Here is a 16,649-nt window from a genome sequence, read left to right on the forward strand (position 1 = left end):
AGTTTAAATGTCTTTCGTGAATAAAATCTTACTAGTTTGTGTGCTGCCTCTGTCTTCATAGCCTGTTATGGCATAACCATTTTTGATAAGCATACTTAGCATTGCAGGAAAACGGTTCATCGACTTAACCTTTATGGTTAGGTAATTGTTGGCTTTAACCCATGCTTCTTGCGCGTTTAATAAAGCCTTTGCAATGCCCTGCCCTCTACATTTTGGTGCAACCGCCCCAAGCCAGCTATAGAAAGTGTTTGAATCTAACGCATAACCCAGTTTATATGCCACAGGCTCATTATCGATATAAGCCACTAAAGCTAGGTGGTCAACATCTGCACACTGTGCTTGTAATTTACTAAGGGTATTTCGGCCATCAAACTCAGGAATTTGACTATCAACAAGTAACAGCTCTTCTAAACTAGCTGCTTTTATCGTGTAACAAGGCTCCATTAACCACTCTAATCTTTAATCTAACTTCACTTTTCTTTTCGATAATACAACTTTGAATAGCGTTTTACACGGGCATGTACACCGCGCCCTAAGCTCTTAAATTTAGCTTCAAGTACATCTACGCCATATAAAATACCTACCACTAGTACTGATAGCTTTATCGCAGCGAGTAAGTTATCAGTAGCAATAACAACACCAATTGATGCTAATACCCAAATTGTCGCAGCAGATGTTACACCAACTACCGCGCCATCTTTTGCAAGCATCACCCCTGCACCTAAAAAGCCGATACCAGTAATGATCTGGCCAACTACACGTGAATGATCAATATCTTCCCCATGCAACATAAACGCTGTTGATAGAAACAAATAAGTACCTAACACAATAAGCGCTGACGTACGAATACCCACAGGTTTGCCGCGTAATTGACGCTCCATACCAATAATTGCGCCGCAAAAAGCGGCGCTACCAATTGCTGACCAAGAATAAGGGGCAATATCAAATATACTACTCAGTGTCACTGCACTTCCAAATCAAACTAACAATCAAAATTATAAATAAAAGGCCATCGCTGTACTGAGACGCGATGAACCAAAACTGGCCATTTTGCTAAAATCGGCTTTGGCTATAGGCACATGCTGACAATCAATCGCCAATTGTTTTTCGTTTTCACAAAATGGGTCATGCACATACAAGCAATGATCATCAATATGCGTTACACACACCCAGTGCGGTGATTTTTTACCATCAAACCGATAAGTGCTGATCAATAACACCACTGCTTTACCCTCAGCAAGCCAATCTTCAATGGTAGCCAAGGTTAACTCTTGATACCTCACAGGCAGTTTTGCAGCTATTGATTCAGCCACAAACTGATTATGTACGGTATGCAAAATGGCTTTTTTCTTTTCACTTCTTACACCATCAATAAACAAAGTATCACGGGTATTTAAAACAACATCGGCTTTAAAACCACGTTTCATTGCTGCAAGTGCTAACCCTAGAGGGTGACAACCGCCATGCCCTGAAGTCATGAAGATAGTCGTGGCTTCACGCCAGATATCCAGCTCTTTGAGTTGGCTCATTGCGGTATCATTCAATGATGACATTGCCATTAATAACGCCGCTGGGCCACAAGTAAATTCGGTAGTTTGCTGGTACCAAGGTGTGTGTTTATCGGCATTAAATTCGATATTACGACGAATGTTTTTTTGCATTCGATGAGCATCACTATGGTCATCATAATAATCACTGTAATGACCAAACACCTGATAACCCAGTTTTTCATATAAGCGAATTGCTGATTGGTTGTTTACCGCAACTTCTAAACGCATGTATAAACGGCCCCGTTTAGCCGTTTCATTTTCAAGCGCAAGAAGTAACTGTGAAGCAATCCCTTTGCCTTGCTGCGATTGCAAAACCGCCAGTGAATATAACCGGGCAAGCCGCGTCCCTTTGTGGCACCACACTAAACCATAACCAACCAGTTGATTATCTACCTCAGCCACCATCAATAAGCCGTGAGTTGCGCTGATCCAGCGTTTTAAACTACGGCTACTTAATCTATCTTGGCTAAAGCTTTGCTCTTCAATGACGACAAGAGCCGTCAAATCCGTGGCCTGTGCAAAGCGGATTTGACAAACAGATGCGTTCATTAACCGCGGCCTCGTGCTTCTAGGCGTTGTTTAAACTCATCCATAATGATCATATAAAGCTCATCACCTAAATAGGCATCTTCGACTTTATGGTCGATACTTGGGTTGTCATTCACTTCTAACACGTATGCTTTACCTTGATGCTCTTTAACATCAACACCATACAAACCTTTCCCCACTGTTTTACAGGCTTTTAATGCCGCATCAAGCACCACTTTAGGTAACTCAAAGGTTGGCAAGGTCTCAAAACCACCTGAGAAGAAGCGTTTTGCATCATGGTTATAAATTTGCCAGTGATTACGGGCCATTAAATAACGACACGCATAAATTGCACGGCCATTTAACACCCCGACACGCCAATCATATTCGGTGTACATGTACTCTTGTGCTAGCACAAGTGCGCTGAACTCAAACAGTTCTGTTAACTTAGCAACTAACTCATCACGATTAGCGACTTTAAATACGCCTTTTGAGAAAGAGCCTTCTGGCATTTTTAATACCAGTGGGTAGCTGAAGTTTGCTTCTAAACTTTCAATTGTCTCTTCACTTGTATCAGCTACAACGTGAGTTTTTAAACTTGGCACTTTTTGATAATTAAAGGCATCGTGCAAATACACTTTATTACAACAGCGCAGTATTGACTCTGCATCATCAATGACCACTAACCCTAAGCTTTGTGCTTTACTCGCTAAACGATAGGTTGGATGGTCGATGGCTGTGGTTTGGCGAATAAATAACGCATCAAATTGTGCAATATTGGTAATTTCATCAAATGTCAGTGCTTGGGCATAAATACCATGTTTAGCGGCTGCTTTAATAAATTTAGCAATGGCATCTTTATCACTTGGCGGCACCTTTTCTTGGTGATCAACCAATATAGCCATATCCCAACGGTAACGACGTTTTTTATCGTGAATGCGCCATACAGACATCGTAAAGCTACTGAGTTGTTTTACAAACTCTGTAAAGCCAGTTTCATCTAATGATGCAATTGTGCCTTGCTTTACAACACCTTGCTCATCACACACCAAAATAGGCGCTGGATATTGCGAGAATAATGCTTTGGTTGCCTTACTTTGCTGCTCTTTATCTGTGTGACCAAAAAAGACAGTGCCACCAGCAAGCGCTTTATGACGCGTGCTGTGCTCATCGCTACGTAGCGCATTAATTGTTTTTACACTCGGTAATACCTGGTGCTTTCTTGCTTCAGCAAGCAAAGAACAATAATAACCTTTACTTAAATACTGCCCTGTATCACACAAGTTTAAAATGCGTGTTTTTGGCTCATTATGTTTTGGGTAATCACGTAAGTAGGTGTCAAAGGTAATGACATTTTCGAAATTTTGAGCAATACGTTGCTCATTGTTATCAACCACAATCAAGGTTTTAAACACGACTTTTCCTAAATTAAGTCTTATGAAAAAATGAAAACACCCAGCCAATTAAGTGAACGCATGAGGCTAAACTTCACTTAACTAGATGGGTGCTTATAAGCATTAAGCTTGATGTGATTTATAGAGGTTTTTTTGCTTTGTGACCAACGAGATATTTTTTACTTGAAGATGAAATTTACTGATTAAAAATACCAATAATTAAATTAACTGTTCTATGGCGTACAACTGTTTATTGCCAGCAATAGAGAGTTCAACTTCATCATCAAGGCTCTTTCCAATCAATTGCTTACCTAACGGCGCTTCTCGTGTCACAACATAAATAGGCTGTTCTTTTACGGTGACTATTAAGCCACCTGCACTTGGGCCCATAAAAAACCACTTTGCGTAATCTTGTTCATCGACAAGACACACTAATGCACCTTCACGAACCTTATTAAATTCGCTTTCTTTAAACACCGTATTGAATGCCTGAATATCACGGTAGCACTCATTAACTCGTTCAGCTTGCCCTTGCGCTAGATAAGCAGCCTCTAAACCCAAGGTATCGTATTGGGTTTCAGCAACACTTTCTTCGTGGGTTGCAGCGTCATGAGCCGCTTTTGCCGCTGCTTTGGCGTTTTGCAGTTGTGCCTCTAGCGCAAAGCGTAAATGTTCAATTACGTGTGTTTTATTCATATCAAAGCAGTTAAAACAGAAAAGCCGCTATTCTATGGAAAAATAGCGGCTGATGAAAGTAAGTTATAAAACTGACTTACGGCATATCCATATAGGCTTTGGTTTTATCATCCAGTGTTTGGGTGTAATTTTCTGAACTTAACCCCAATAACTGCGGCAAGGTAGCGGCGATACAAATCGATGAGAAGGTTCCCACCACAATGCCTGCAAATAACGCAATGGCAAAGCCCGTTAATGCAGCACCAGCAAGCAACCAAATACAGGCAATGGTCGCAAGTGTTGTGCCTGAGGTGATCAATGTACGCGTTAACGTAGAGCCAATTGCATCATTAATCACAACATGGGTGTTAATGCGTTGATTGTCTGGCTGAATACGTAAAAGCTCTCTAACTCTGTCACCAACAATAATTGAGTCATTTAATGAATAACCAATAATAGCCAGTAAACTCGCCAGCACGGTTAAATTAAACTCAAGCCCAAGTAAGGAAAACAAGCCCAGCACTAAAGTTAAATCATGTAACAGTGCAACCACTGAACCTACCGCGAGTCGCCATTCAAAGCGCACTGCTAAATAAACCATAATTGCAATCAGCGCCGCAAATAAAGCTAAACAACCTTGTTCAAAAAGCTCATCACCCACTTGTGAGCCTAAAAATGAGCTAGATAATACGCTATACTCTACACCTTGGTCATTCAGCTCTGCTTGCCAAGTACTGGCTTTGCTAGCCTCTGGTGCTTCTCTTAAAACAAAGTGATATTCACCTGCTTTAGTGATGGTTAATTTGCTCGCAACCTCGGGGCTTAACTTTGCCTTTAAATCAGCAATTGTCGTGACTGACGTTGTGTTAATTTCACTGATGTAGCCACCTGTAAAATCAAGGCCAAAATTTAGTCCTTTTACAGATAAAACACCTAGGCTTGCGATGACTAAAACACAGCTTAGCAATAACCCTAAAACGCGTGCTTTACTCGCTGCAGTTAATGTTGACCAACTCATGCTTTAGCCCCCGTCAAATTGGTTAGTTTAATGTAGAGTGTTTGGCTAAGCGCTTTTGAAATATAAACGCCAGTAAAGACACTGGTTAATAGCCCAAGCGCTAATGTGATTGCAAAGCCTTTCACCGGTCCATATCCAATGGCGTATAGGATAATTGCTGTGATCATGGTTGTTACATTGGCATCAAAAATGGTCGTAAATGCTTGGTTATAGCCTTGTTCAATCGCTTGATAAGTGGGTCGACCTTTACGTTTCTCTTCTTTTATTCGCTCAAAGATAATCACATTTGTATCAACTGCCATACCTATCGTTAGTACAAGCCCTGCAATACCTGGCAGTGTCAACACAACACCCGGCAATAACGACATTAAACCAACTAAAGCCGTTAAATTAAGGAGTAAAGCAATATTGGCAATCAATCCTAAGCGACGATACCAAAGCGCCATAAATGCAAGGGTAATACCGATGCCCAGCATTAACGCAGCTAAGCCGTGTTCAATGTTTTCACTGCCTAAGCTTGGGCCTATGGTTTGTTCTTGTACAATGGTCACTGGCGCTGTGAGTGAACCTGCGCGCAGTAAAAGCGCTAAATCGTAGGCTGCTTGCGGGCTTTTCATATTAGTAATACTAAAACGAGAACTTAAATGCTGGGCAATGTTTGCCACATTGATCACTTCGCTTTTTTTAACAACGTCGCCATTTGCATCCCGTGAGTATTCCGAATACACCGTGGCCATAGGCTTACCTATATTGTGCTTAGAAAATGCAGACATCGCATCGCCACCTTGCGAATCTAAACTAAGCTGAACTAAAGGCTTGCCCCATTCATCTTTGCCAACACTGGCATTATTAATGTGATCACCTGAAAAAATCGCAACAGGGTTTAAATTAACAACGCCACCGCCTTGCACATTAAACGCTTTACCTCCTACTTCGACGACCTGATAAAAATCGAGGGTCGCAGTTGCACCAATAATACGCTTAGCTTCAGATGGGTCTTGCACACCGGGTAACTCAATGCGAATACGCTGCTTACCTTGTCTTTGCGTTACCGCTTCAGTGATACCAAGCTCTTCAATGCGACCACGCAGGGTTGTTAAGCTTTGCGCCATAACTTGTTTATTAAATTCGCTTTGGCTTTGCTCGTTAAAATGTAGTAATACCGTAGTTAGGTTATTCGTTGTTGATTTAGTTTGCATCAGGCCTTTGAATTGACCTTGCAACGTTGAAACAAGCCCTGAGAGTTGCTCCTCGGAGCTTGGTAAAATTTGTAGCTCAACCCCTTCTTTGACTTCACTTGCCCGGATCCCACGGATTTTGTCTTTACGAAGCGTCAATTTAGTTTGTTGATACACACTATTTAAGTACTCTTGCATTGCTTTATCAAGGTCAACATCAAGCACAAATAACACCCCACCATTTAAATCGAGTCCCAATTTAATCGGTGATAGACCCAGCTGCTGGAGCCATTGCGGGCTTGTCGCATGCTCAACAATTTTAGCCTCTAGTTGTGGATATTGTGTTTTGATAAAACTCAGCGCATTGGCACTTTGAGTCGGCTCAGCTAATAAAATAGCCAGCTGTGCTTGGCTATCATTGGCTTCAGTCACTTCAAAACCATGTTGATTTAGTGATGTTGTCACACTTTGCAGCGTCACAGTTTGATCTGGCAAGCTAATGTGCAACCAAGATTTGTTAGGGTAAAGGTTAGGTAGTGCACTAACCGCTAATAAAAAACACGCCGCTATCATAGCGACATAACTCATTTTTAGACGACGCCATAGCGCCGGCTTTGATTTATGTGACATACATGACTTCCTTCCGGCATTGTCAGCCGGTAAATATTTAATTAAAAAAATAAAAAGTAACGAAGGAAGTCGTTTAGCTATGGTAGGTGGTATTGGCTTTGTACAAGAGGTTGGCGTCTTTCCAGCCACTAATGCGGGATTTTCGTTGAGTTGCTAATGCAAACCATGGGAGTACACGCACTACACCTGGCGGCGCTAAAAAGTGCTCTTTTCTCCAGTCTTCAGCAAAGAATTCAATTAATAACTCGTAATCAGGGTCAACCTGACTGTGATAAAGAAATAATGATGAATTACTGGCAGTTAAACGCGGCACTAGGGTATCAAACCCGGATGGTTCTACCGGTTTAGGATGTTCAACTGTATGAGTTTGGGAAATAACTGGGGTTTTAGTCAGCTCGACTTGGAACAATTTAGTCGCAGCAAAGTGTGAGTGCGTGTCAGGCATAGCCATGCTCTGTGCGCTAAAGAACACAGTAAATAGCAAGATAATGACTGAGAAAAACCGTAACAAGAACTGACCAATAAATTAAGTGGATAACAGGGATATAATGAGGGCAAAAAAATAAAACACAAGTTATTACTTAAATAAAAGTGACTAAAACAAAAGCGGGCCTAATTAAGCCCGCTTAGTAATTTAACTTTGTTAAACTTCTAATGATGACATATCGATAACAAAGCGTGAGGCCATATCACCTTGCTTTAACTTATCGAATGCGTCATTTATTTGGTCCATTTTAATCATTTCAACTTCTGGCAGAATATTATGCAGTGCACAGAAATCGAGGATTTCTTGAGTTTGCGCTATACCACCAATCAATGAGCCAGCAACACGGCGACGTCCCATTAATAATGGCACTGAGTTAGTTTCTTCAAGTTCACCCACTTGACCAACCAATACTTGCGTACCATCAATATCTAAAAGCGGAATATACGGCGTAAAGTCGTGTTTTACCGGAATGGTATTAATGATCACATCAAATTGATTTGCATGCGCTTGCATGGCAGCTTCATCGCTCGATACCAATAAATCTTTTGCGCCATAAGATAAAACCTGCTGTTTTTTCTTATCACTACGGCTAATTGCCGTAACATGTGCGCCCATTGCAGCTGCGATTTTTATTGCCATATGACCTAAACCACCTAGCCCAATCACACCAACACGGCTACCTGGGCCGACATTCCACGTGCGTAGTGGCGAATAGGTTGTGATACCCGCACATAAAATTGGTGCACATTTAGCAAGGTCTAAGCCTTCAGGCACGCTCAATACAAACTCTTCACGCACCACAATGTGTTTTGAATAACCACCTTGAGTGAGCTCACCACTAATGCGGTCTTGTCCTGAGTAAGTTCCTACCATCCCTTCGCGACAAAACTGCTCTTCACCGTTATGACACTGGTCACAGCTTAAACAGCTATCAACCATACAACCCACAGCAACATTATCGCCCACTTTATATTTTGTAACGCCGCTGCCTACTTCAAGGACGCGACCAACGATTTCATGGCCTGGTACCACTGGGTACTGAGTCCAGCCCCAGTCGTTTTCTGCGGTGTGTAAGTCAGAATGGCACACGCCACAATATAGAATTTCAATTGATACATCTTCATCACGAAGTGCACGGCGTTCAAAATGATACGGCTCTAATGGTTTTTCAGAATCATGTGCTGCATAACCGACGGTTTTCATGCTTACTCCTTAGTTTTCTTCGTGTTTTACTCATGCATTAACTAATTTGCTAATGCGCTGGTGTATAATGCATTCAGTATAGAGGTAAGTTAACAAATTACACTTGCCTAAAACACGAAAGCTTTTGCCTATTTTTATCAAATTGATTTTAAGAGACCCTCATGCGTGGAATGAGCCGCAAAGAACAGGTGACGAGATCGCCTGATGCAATGAACCTATCACAAAGCATAAAAACACTCTGGCCCTATTTAATGACCTTTAAAGGCCGGGTTATTTTAGCCATCTTAGCGCTTATTGCTGCAAAAGGCGCCACATTGCTGATGCCTTGGGCACTAAAAGAAATAATTGACGCGGTTGATGCGAGTATCAACCCGCTATTAAGCGTTCCTATTGCCTTGCTGATCGCCTATGGTTTACTGCGCTTTGCCAGTGTATTTTTTGGTGAAGTACGCGATGCGTTATTTGGCCGTGTTACTGAGCACGCAATGAGACATATTGGCTTAAAAGTTTTTAAACACTTGCATAGTTTAGAACTTGCCTTTCATCTTGACAGGCAAACAGGCGGTATCAGTCGCGATATAGAGCGTGGCACAAGTGGCCTCAGCTTTTTAATGCGCTTTTTGATGTTTAACATCGTGCCAACGCTATTTGAAATAATCACAGTAGCCATTATTTTTGCAACCTTGTTTTCACCTTGGTTTGCACTGGTCACATTAATTGCGGTTGCTAGTTACATTGCTTTTACTGTGATTGTAACTCAGTGGCGTAACCGATTTATTCGTGAAGCAAATGCTGCCGATAACAACTCAAACACCCGTGCAATCGACAGCTTACTAAATTACGAAACCGTTAAGTACTTCAACAATGAAAACTATGAAGCGAGCACCTACGACGGCTTTTTAGCTAAGTGGGAACAAGCGAGGCTAAAAAATCGTTTATCGTTACTTGCGCTTAATTCAGGGCAAGCACTTATTATTGCCGCGGCTATTACAGCGCTAATGTGGCTAGGTGCCAGCTCAGTGGTCAACAAAGAGCTAACAATAGGTGAGCTTGTGATGATCAATGCTTATATGATCCAGTTATTTTTACCGCTTAACTTTTTAGGTTTTGTTTATCGTGAGATACGCCGTGCGCTGACTGACCTTGAAAACATGCTGGGGCTGTTAAATCGAAAAGCCGCTATTAGCGATGACAAAGATGCAAAACCATTAAATGCAACCAAAGCAGCTATCCGATTTGAAAATGTGTCGTTTAGTTACGACAAACAAAGGCCAATTTTAAATAACTTAAGCTTTGAGGTTACTTCTGGCAGCAAAGTGGCGATTGTGGGTGCCAGTGGCGCAGGTAAAAGCACTCTAAGCCGCCTGCTCTACCGTTTTTATGATGTTGATGCAGGTAAAATTTATATCGATGAGCAAGCAATCAACACTGTGACACTTGAAAGTTTGCGCCAAGCAATTGCCATCGTACCGCAAGATACCGTGCTATTTAACACCAGCATTCGCGAAAACATCGCCTACGGAAATCCAACGGCAAGCGAAGATGAAATTGATAAAGCCATAAACCTTGCCCATTTAGATGGATTTATTGCCAGCCTAGATAAAGGCGATAAAACCCTTGTTGGTGAACGCGGTTTAAAAGTATCAGGCGGTGAAAAACAACGCATTGCAATTGCCAGAGCCATTTTAAAAGGTTCACCGATTTTATTATTTGATGAGGCAACATCGGCGCTAGATTCGCATTCAGAGCAAGCTATTTTAAGTGCGATGCGTGAAGTCGCACAAAGACATACCAGCTTAGTCATTGCGCATCGTTTATCAACAATTACTGACGCTGACAAAATTATTGTTATGAAACAAGGACAGGTTGTTGAGCAAGGTCAGCACCATCAACTGCTTGCAGCAAATGGTGAATACGCACGAATGTGGCAGTTACAGCAAAGCGATGAATAAACACTGTTAACTAGTAGGTTAAATGATTAGAATAACCGCTTTATTTTTATCTATAACAAAAAGGCAACACGCAGATGGGCAGAGCTTATCAAAACAAAAAAGACTCAATGGCAAAAACTGCGGGTGCAAAAACCAAAGTTTATTCAAAGTACGGAAAAGAAATTTATATCTGCGCTAAGAATGGTGGTGTTGATCCCGATGGCAACTTAGCGCTTCGTCGCTTAATTGAGCGTGCTAAGAAAGACCAAGTACCTACGCATGTAATCGAGCGTGCAATCGATAAAGCCAAAGGCGGTGGCGGCGAAGATTATGTAGCAACTCGCTACGAAGGTTACGGCCCGGGCAACTGTATGATCATTGTTGACTGTTTAACCGACAACAACAAACGTACCTTTGCTGACGTACGTGTTTGTTTTACAAAAGCGAATGCAAAAATTGGTGCGCAAAACTCAGTATCACACTTATTTGATCACCTCGCTATTTTTGTATTTGATGGTGATGATGACGAGGCTGTTTTAGAAGCACTAATGATGGCAGATGTAGATGTAACAGATGTAGAAGTTGAAGACGGTAAAGTGACTGTATTCGCTCCACACACTGAGTACAACAATACCCGTACAGCACTTGAAGAAATGGGGATTACTGATTTCCACGAAGATCTAATTGCTTTTGTGCCGCAAGTAGAAGCACCCATTGAAGGTGAAGACGTTGAAGTCATGGAACGCTTTTTAGCCATGCTAGAAGACTGTGACGACGTACAAAACGTTTACCACAACGCACAGTTTTAATTAAAAAGGCCAACCAAGTTGGCCTTTTACCTTTTAGCCCAAAGGAATCAACATTGAATACCCTCGAAGAGTTAAAAGCCGGTTCTCTACAAGGTTGTACACGGCTTCAGCTTGTTGCAGAACTAACCGAATTGCCAAAAGAAATTTATACCCTAGCCGATACGTTAGAAATCCTCGATTTATCTAATAATCAGCTAAGTGATTTACCTGACGATTTTTACAAATTAAAAAATCTCAAACGGCTGTTTTTATCATTTAATCAGTTTAAACATATTCCAGACGTGCTAAGACAATGCCCAAACTTAATCATGGTGGCATTTAAAGGTAATCAAATTACTGAATTTAAAGCGCACTGTTTACCAACGAAGATTGAATGGCTGATCTTAACTGATAATCAAATTCCTGCTTTACCTGATACATTTGGTGAGTACAGCAAGCTTAAAAAGCTCTCACTGGCAGGTAATCAGTTAACTGATTTGCCAGCTTCGATGGCTAATTGTAAAGAGCTTGAGCTAATCCGTTTAAGTGCCAATAAGCTTACAAAAGTTGAAGATTGGCTTTTAGCTTTACCGAAACTTGCTTGGCTTGGCTTCTCTGGTAACGATTTAAATCGCTCAACTAGCTTACACTGTGAGCAGTTTAGCAAAATTGCACTGGATGAATTCGAAGTTAAAAAGCAGATTGGCCAAGGTGCGTCTGGGGTCATTCATTTGGCCAATTGGCATCAACGTCCTGTTGCCCTTAAGTTATTTAAAGGCGAGATCACCAGTGATGGCTATCCACTTGATGAGCTAAATTGTTGTTTAAAAGCAAGTGAGCATCCAAATCTCATTAAAGCATTGGGCTATGTCGATGAAGAGTCACAACTTGGTTTAGTGATGGAGCTTATCAGTAAAGAGTTTAGTAATCTTGGTTTGCCCCCCTCTCTTGCAACTTGTACCCGTGACACATTCGAAGACAACAGCCAGTATTCTCCAGAAATGGTACTAAAAATTGTCAAGCAAATGGCAAGTACCCTCGCCCATTTGCATCAAAAACAAGTAAGCCATGGTGACATTTATGCCCATAACAGCATGATCAATTCACATGGCGAGTTATTATTTGGTGACTTTGGTGCGGCAACTGACTTATCAATGCTGACACCTAATCAACAGCAGCTATTAGAAGGCATTGAAGTACGCGCCCTTGGTTATTTCATCGATGATTTACTGACTGTAGTGAGTGAAGAAAACGACATTACCAACATGCTTACTGACATAGCTCAAGAGTGCTTAGTACTCAACTCTGACAAACGCCCTCGCTTTTCTGAGCTAGTTTCGCGATTATGAGTGTAGATAATTATAAATAAAGCCTCAGTGAGGCTTTATTTTTGCTTTTTAAACGGGAACACCTGCTGCTTTAACATTCCTTCGGGCATGTAATCGCCAACTACACCATATTTATCGGGCCACTCTGCTTGACCTTTTACAGCAGTACCAAATAGATAATCTAAAAAAGAAAAATGCGCGGCATAGTTACGGTCAATGGCCGCTTTATCAGATGAATGATGCCAATGATGAAACTGAGGCGTAACCAGCAAATACTTTAGCCAACCAAACTTCACCCGAACATTAGCGTGGTTAAACACAGCCTGAAAGCCAACAATAATGACATATAGGCTAATAACATCCGATGGAAAGCCGAGCACAAAAATAGGTGTGAGCACTAAGCTACGCGTCACGAGTATTTCTAAAATATGCTGACGAGAGCCTGCAAGCCAATCCATTTCTTTTGCACTGTGATGTACGGCATGAAAACGCCAAAGCAGGGGTACTTCGTGATAAGCTCTATGCACAAAATACTGCATTAAATCGGCCACTAAAATAATTAAAAATAACTGCAGTACAAATGGCAGTTGAATAATAAAGCCTTGTACAGTATCAGACACAGCCCAGCCAAATGCGTGATGCACGAACTGATTGGTAGCCAGCAATACAAAACCAATAATTAAGTGATTAACAAAGAAATGGTTTAAATCACCCTGCCACTCAGAGCGGAGAATTTTTTGTTCTTTACGGTGCGGCAGGAGCTTCTCAATTAGAATAAAAATCAGTGTGGAGCCAAGTAAATCAAGAATGAACCAATCAAGCCCCAAGTACGGCGTATTATCTCTAAAATCACCCACTTCAACATTCGGCCCACCAAATGCAATAGCAAGTAAGATCAACACCCAAGCCGTTGCACCGAGCCGCTTATTAGTATTACGAACAAAGTTCAACAACCCTAAACTGCCTGAAATAATCAATGCCACAAACATCAGCTGGCGTAAAAACTCGACACTGTAATTTTGCCTGAGCTCTGGGGTCGTTAAGTACTCTGGAAAATGAAATGCTAATACCCCTAAACAGGATAAAATCGCTAAGAAGCAAGCAATGTAGCCACTGATATTGCCTTCACCCACTTGAAACTGCTCAGCCCTAAATAGCCGATGATAAAGACGTGCCATAATATAAAAATCCATTTATCAATTTTTTGCAGCTTAACACAGAAGAATTTAGGAACAAATATCCGCTAGACCATTACTATTATGTGTACATAACCAGTTATTAGCGAATAACTGTCTAAGATTATTGAATATCCATATCCCTATGAAACGATTTAGGCTTATAAAATAATAAGCCTTTAAACTATTATTGAAATGCTTTATCAAACTTATCTTGATCTAGGTATTTATCGAATGCACCTAGAGCATTACCCACACTTGGCTCAGCCATTAACTCTTGCATTGCAACTTCACCGACAATACCGAATGCGTTTTCCATTGCCCCCTGACCGCCGACTTCAATCGCAGCCTTTGCTTGCTTTGGGCAGTCTTCGGTTAATAAACGCGTAACTAATGCACCAACATAGCGATTAGTTTCATCTATATCTTGCTCTGTCACGTTCGAGAAAGGTTTAATAATACTATGCGTCGACATCCCCAGATAAATCCACTTAGCGAGATTTTTCCGCTCTTTGCCATTTAGTGAATCAGTTAAACACACTGCAAGTTGCTGAGCTTCTTCTGATGCTGAAGCATAACTAGACAGTAACGACATTACAAAGAGTGAAGTAGTTAATAAGATTTTTTTCATTATTTTCCTCATAAAATGGGATTAACCATAGAATTCTACTTCAGTTTTTACACCAAATGGTAAAATGAATTCTCTAAATTCAGGGTCCCCTTGCTGAGCTTTTGGATATTTAAGGTTATACATATTCTTTTTAAACATATTTAAGAATTGCTTATTTTGCAGCTTATTATCTAATACACTGACTTTCACAACATCACCCGCTTGATTAACCATCATCATAAATAAAATTTTATCATCAGATCGTCTGAAGTCGTCTTTTGCTTTTGATATCACATCTTTGGGAATATTAAAATCGGGTAGGTTTTTATCTTGTGTTGATGAGCAAGACACTAACAAGAGGCATAAAGGTATTAAAAATTTATTCATCATCTGTCCCTAAAAATGTTTAAAGACAAGATACTGTGAATAAATGCTTTTATCCAGCAAAAACCAAAAAAGCCACGATAAACGTGGCTTTGTTGGATAAAGCTTAAACTTTTACTGTTCTTTTATAAGAACTGACCTAGCGCTTTAACTTGGTCTAACATGCGGTTTGAGAAACCCCACTCGTTGTCGTACCAAGCCATCACTTTAACAAGCTTACCATCTACTTTAGTTTGGGTAGAATCGAAGATTGAAGACGCAGGGTTGTGGTTAAAGTCGATAGAAACAAGCGGTAATTCGTTGTATTCAAGAATACCTTGCATTGCACCTTCTGATGCTGCTTTAACGACTTCGTTGATTTCTGCTGCAGTTGTTTCACGCTTAGCAACAAACGTTAAATCTACTAAAGAAACGTTGATTGTTGGTACACGTACTGCCATACCGTCAAGTTTACCCGCAAGTTCAGGAAGTACTAAACCAACTGCTTTAGCTGCACCTGTTTTCGTTGGGATCATTGACTGAGTTGCACTACGTGCACGGTATAAGTCTGGGTGATAAACGTCAGATAAGTTTTGATCGTTTGTGTAGGCATGAATTGTCGTCATGCTACCTTGATCAATACCTACTGTATCGTTGATTGCTTTTGCAATTGGCGCTAAACAGTTTGTTGTACATGATGCATTTGAAATGATGTTGCTGTCAGCGTTTAATACTTCGCTGTTAACACCATGAACAACTGTTGCATCCATGTCCGTGCCAGGTGCAGAAACGATTACTTTTTTAGCACCCGCTTCAATGTGTTTAGCCGCAGCGTCACGTGAAGTGAATAAACCAGTACATTCTAAAACGATATCTACGTTTAGAGCTTTCCAAGGAAGGTTTGCTGGATCACGCTCTTGTGTAAGGGTAATTTCGTCATTACCAATTAGCATAGTGTTTTCAGCAAGTGTTACTTTTTGAGAAAATTGACCGTGTACTGAGTCAAATTGAGTTAAATGCGCGTTAACATTTGCTGGTGCTAAATCGTTGATTGCAACGATTTTGATTTCGTTGTTTTGAGCTGACTCATAAAGGGCACGTAATACGTTACGACCGATACGTCCATAGCCATTAATTGCAACATTAATCATTCTAATATCTCCCGTTAATTATTTTACTTCACTTGCTTGGCGAGCAAGCGCTTCAATGGCTTGCCAGTCTTTGTTTTCAATAAGTTGTTTATCTAGCATCCAAGTACCACCTACACAAATTACGTTTTTAAGTGCCAGGTAGTTAGGTGCTGTTTCAAGGCTAATGCCGCCTGTAGGGCAAAAAGTTACTTGTGGTAAAGGGCCACCAATTGATTTCAGCATTGCAGTGCCACCTGCTGCTTCTGCAGGAAAGAACTTTAAGAACTTAAAGCCATGGCTTGCTAATTTCATTACTTCACTCGGTGTTGCTGCACCTGGTAAAAATGGAATATCAGTGTCTTTAGCCAGTGCTAATAATTCGTCGTTTACACCTGGGCTAACCATGAAGTCAGCACCGGCTTCAACAGATGCATTAAATGTCGCTTTATCAACCACAGTACCTGTGCCAACGTATGCTTCTGGTACGGCTTCTTTCATTAGCTTTACAGCTTCTGCCGCAATAGGCGTACGTAAAGTAATTTCTAGTGCTTTTAAGCCACCGTTATAAAGCGCACGTGCAAGGGGTGCTGCATCTTCAAGTTTTTCGATAACAACAACCGGTACCACAGGTGCCGATGATAAAATTTTCTCAATGCTCATT

The 16,649-nt window shown here is 41.0% G+C and carries 17 protein-coding genes; 3 read left to right on the top strand and 14 right to left on the bottom strand.

Features of this window, described 5'->3' with window-relative positions; translation table 11 throughout:
• Positions 1–3 precede the first annotated feature (3 nt).
• The 9 genes from AOG26_RS05765 to AOG26_RS05805 all read right to left on the bottom strand — a co-directional run bounded on the left by AOG26_RS05765 (position 4) and on the right by AOG26_RS05805 (position 8,663).
• A complete protein-coding gene (locus AOG26_RS05765; RefSeq protein ID WP_054561622.1) occupies positions 4–444 on the bottom strand; it encodes a GNAT family N-acetyltransferase in 441 nt (146 codons plus the stop codon).
• A 26-nt stretch (positions 445–470) separates the two neighbouring features.
• Entirely contained in the window at positions 471–965 is a 495-nt protein-coding gene (locus AOG26_RS05770; protein WP_054561623.1) for an MgtC/SapB family protein, read from the bottom strand.
• A gap of 30 nt (positions 966–995) precedes the next feature.
• Positions 996–2,099 (bottom strand): GNAT family N-acetyltransferase/peptidase C39 family protein, encoded by a 1,104-nt coding sequence (locus AOG26_RS05775; protein ID WP_054561624.1) that lies wholly within the window; start codon positions 2,097–2,099, stop codon positions 996–998.
• A complete protein-coding gene (locus tag AOG26_RS05780; protein WP_054561625.1) occupies positions 2,099–3,493 on the bottom strand; it encodes a RimK family protein in 1,395 nt (464 codons plus the stop codon). Before AOG26_RS05780 ends, AOG26_RS05775 begins: the two co-directional genes overlap by 1 nt.
• A gap of 198 nt (positions 3,494–3,691) precedes the next feature.
• Complete coding sequence (locus AOG26_RS05785) at positions 3,692–4,168, bottom strand: transcription elongation factor GreAB (protein ID WP_054561626.1); 477 nt, start codon at positions 4,166–4,168, stop codon at positions 3,692–3,694.
• Positions 4,169–4,244: 76 nt separating this feature from the next.
• Positions 4,245–5,165, bottom strand: a complete 921-nt coding sequence (gene secF / locus AOG26_RS05790; protein WP_054561627.1) for a protein translocase subunit SecF — start codon at positions 5,163–5,165, stop codon at positions 4,245–4,247.
• Positions 5,162–6,973 (bottom strand): protein translocase subunit SecD, encoded by a 1,812-nt coding sequence (gene secD, locus AOG26_RS05795; protein WP_054561628.1) that lies wholly within the window; start codon positions 6,971–6,973, stop codon positions 5,162–5,164. Before secD ends, secF begins: the two co-directional genes overlap by 4 nt.
• 73 nt (positions 6,974–7,046) lie before the next feature.
• Complete coding sequence (locus AOG26_RS05800; RefSeq protein WP_152966934.1) at positions 7,047–7,418, bottom strand: hypothetical protein; 372 nt, start codon at positions 7,416–7,418, stop codon at positions 7,047–7,049.
• Positions 7,419–7,616: 198 nt separating this feature from the next.
• Positions 7,617–8,663: an NAD(P)-dependent alcohol dehydrogenase gene (locus AOG26_RS05805; RefSeq protein ID WP_054561630.1), complete on the bottom strand. Its 1,047-nt coding sequence runs from the start codon at positions 8,661–8,663 to the stop codon at positions 7,617–7,619.
• Between the two features lie 209 nt (positions 8,664–8,872).
• Between AOG26_RS05805 and AOG26_RS05810 the strand changes: the two genes are divergently transcribed.
• From AOG26_RS05810 to AOG26_RS05820, 3 genes are all read left to right on the top strand, one after another.
• Complete coding sequence (locus AOG26_RS05810; protein WP_054562002.1) at positions 8,873–10,615, top strand: ABCB family ABC transporter ATP-binding protein/permease; 1,743 nt, start codon at positions 8,873–8,875, stop codon at positions 10,613–10,615.
• A 74-nt stretch (positions 10,616–10,689) separates the two neighbouring features.
• A complete protein-coding gene (locus AOG26_RS05815; protein ID WP_054561631.1) occupies positions 10,690–11,403 on the top strand; it encodes a YebC/PmpR family DNA-binding transcriptional regulator in 714 nt (237 codons plus the stop codon).
• Between the two features lie 53 nt (positions 11,404–11,456).
• Positions 11,457–12,731 carry a protein kinase gene (locus AOG26_RS05820; protein ID WP_054561632.1) on the top strand — a complete coding sequence of 425 codons (1,275 nt, stop codon included), beginning with the start codon at positions 11,457–11,459 and terminating at the stop codon, positions 12,729–12,731.
• A 35-nt stretch (positions 12,732–12,766) separates the two neighbouring features.
• Here AOG26_RS05820 and AOG26_RS05825 read toward each other — a convergent pair whose 3' ends face one another.
• The 5 genes from AOG26_RS05825 to AOG26_RS05845 all read right to left on the bottom strand — a co-directional run bounded on the left by AOG26_RS05825 (position 12,767) and on the right by AOG26_RS05845 (position 16,648).
• Positions 12,767–13,903: a sterol desaturase family protein gene (locus AOG26_RS05825; protein ID WP_235575463.1), complete on the bottom strand. Its 1,137-nt coding sequence runs from the start codon at positions 13,901–13,903 to the stop codon at positions 12,767–12,769.
• Positions 13,904–14,072: 169 nt separating this feature from the next.
• Positions 14,073–14,516: a hypothetical protein gene (locus tag AOG26_RS05830; RefSeq protein WP_082401570.1), complete on the bottom strand. Its 444-nt coding sequence runs from the start codon at positions 14,514–14,516 to the stop codon at positions 14,073–14,075.
• 21 nt (positions 14,517–14,537) lie between these two features.
• Positions 14,538–14,882 (bottom strand): hypothetical protein, encoded by a 345-nt coding sequence (locus AOG26_RS05835; RefSeq protein ID WP_054561634.1) that lies wholly within the window; start codon positions 14,880–14,882, stop codon positions 14,538–14,540.
• Between the two features lie 122 nt (positions 14,883–15,004).
• Positions 15,005–16,009 carry a type I glyceraldehyde-3-phosphate dehydrogenase gene (gene gap, locus AOG26_RS05840; RefSeq protein ID WP_054561635.1) on the bottom strand — a complete coding sequence of 335 codons (1,005 nt, stop codon included), beginning with the start codon at positions 16,007–16,009 and terminating at the stop codon, positions 15,005–15,007.
• An 18-nt stretch (positions 16,010–16,027) separates the two neighbouring features.
• On the bottom strand, positions 16,028–16,648 hold the full coding sequence (locus tag AOG26_RS05845) for a bifunctional 4-hydroxy-2-oxoglutarate aldolase/2-dehydro-3-deoxy-phosphogluconate aldolase (RefSeq protein WP_054551439.1): 621 nt from the start codon (positions 16,646–16,648) through the stop codon (positions 16,028–16,030).
• Position 16,649: the final 1 nt, after the last annotated feature.

This window comes from Pseudoalteromonas sp. UCD-33C (assembly GCF_001306895.1).
Taxonomy (GTDB): domain Bacteria; phylum Pseudomonadota; class Gammaproteobacteria; order Enterobacterales; family Alteromonadaceae; genus Pseudoalteromonas.

What these genes read in the sequence shown, in the direction of transcription:
- AOG26_RS05765 (WP_054561622.1), bottom strand. Translation starts at nt 444, where the DNA reads ATGGAGCCTTGTTACACGATAAAAGCAGCTAGTTTAGAAGAGCTGTTA.
- AOG26_RS05805 (WP_054561630.1), bottom strand. Translation starts at nt 8,663, where the DNA reads ATGAAAACCGTCGGTTATGCAGCACATGATTCTGAAAAACCATTAGAG.
- secD (WP_054561628.1), bottom strand. Translation starts at nt 6,973, where the DNA reads ATGTCACATAAATCAAAGCCGGCGCTATGGCGTCGTCTAAAAATGAGT.
- gap (WP_054561635.1), bottom strand. Translation starts at nt 16,009, where the DNA reads ATGATTAATGTTGCAATTAATGGCTATGGACGTATCGGTCGTAACGTA.
- AOG26_RS05845 (WP_054551439.1), bottom strand. Translation starts at nt 16,648, where the DNA reads ATGAGCATTGAGAAAATTTTATCATCGGCACCTGTGGTACCGGTTGTT.
- AOG26_RS05830 (WP_082401570.1), bottom strand. Translation starts at nt 14,516, where the DNA reads ATGAAAAAAATCTTATTAACTACTTCACTCTTTGTAATGTCGTTACTG.
- AOG26_RS05835 (WP_054561634.1), bottom strand. Translation starts at nt 14,882, where the DNA reads ATGAATAAATTTTTAATACCTTTATGCCTCTTGTTAGTGTCTTGCTCA.
- AOG26_RS05815 (WP_054561631.1), top strand. Translation starts at nt 10,690, where the DNA reads ATGGGCAGAGCTTATCAAAACAAAAAAGACTCAATGGCAAAAACTGCG.
- secF (WP_054561627.1), bottom strand. Translation starts at nt 5,165, where the DNA reads ATGAGTTGGTCAACATTAACTGCAGCGAGTAAAGCACGCGTTTTAGGG.
- AOG26_RS05785 (WP_054561626.1), bottom strand. Translation starts at nt 4,168, where the DNA reads ATGAATAAAACACACGTAATTGAACATTTACGCTTTGCGCTAGAGGCA.
- AOG26_RS05825 (WP_235575463.1), bottom strand. Translation starts at nt 13,903, where the DNA reads ATGGATTTTTATATTATGGCACGTCTTTATCATCGGCTATTTAGGGCT.
- AOG26_RS05800 (WP_152966934.1), bottom strand. Translation starts at nt 7,418, where the DNA reads ATGCCTGACACGCACTCACACTTTGCTGCGACTAAATTGTTCCAAGTC.
- AOG26_RS05810 (WP_054562002.1), top strand. Translation starts at nt 8,873, where the DNA reads ATGAACCTATCACAAAGCATAAAAACACTCTGGCCCTATTTAATGACC.
- AOG26_RS05775 (WP_054561624.1), bottom strand. Translation starts at nt 2,099, where the DNA reads ATGAACGCATCTGTTTGTCAAATCCGCTTTGCACAGGCCACGGATTTG.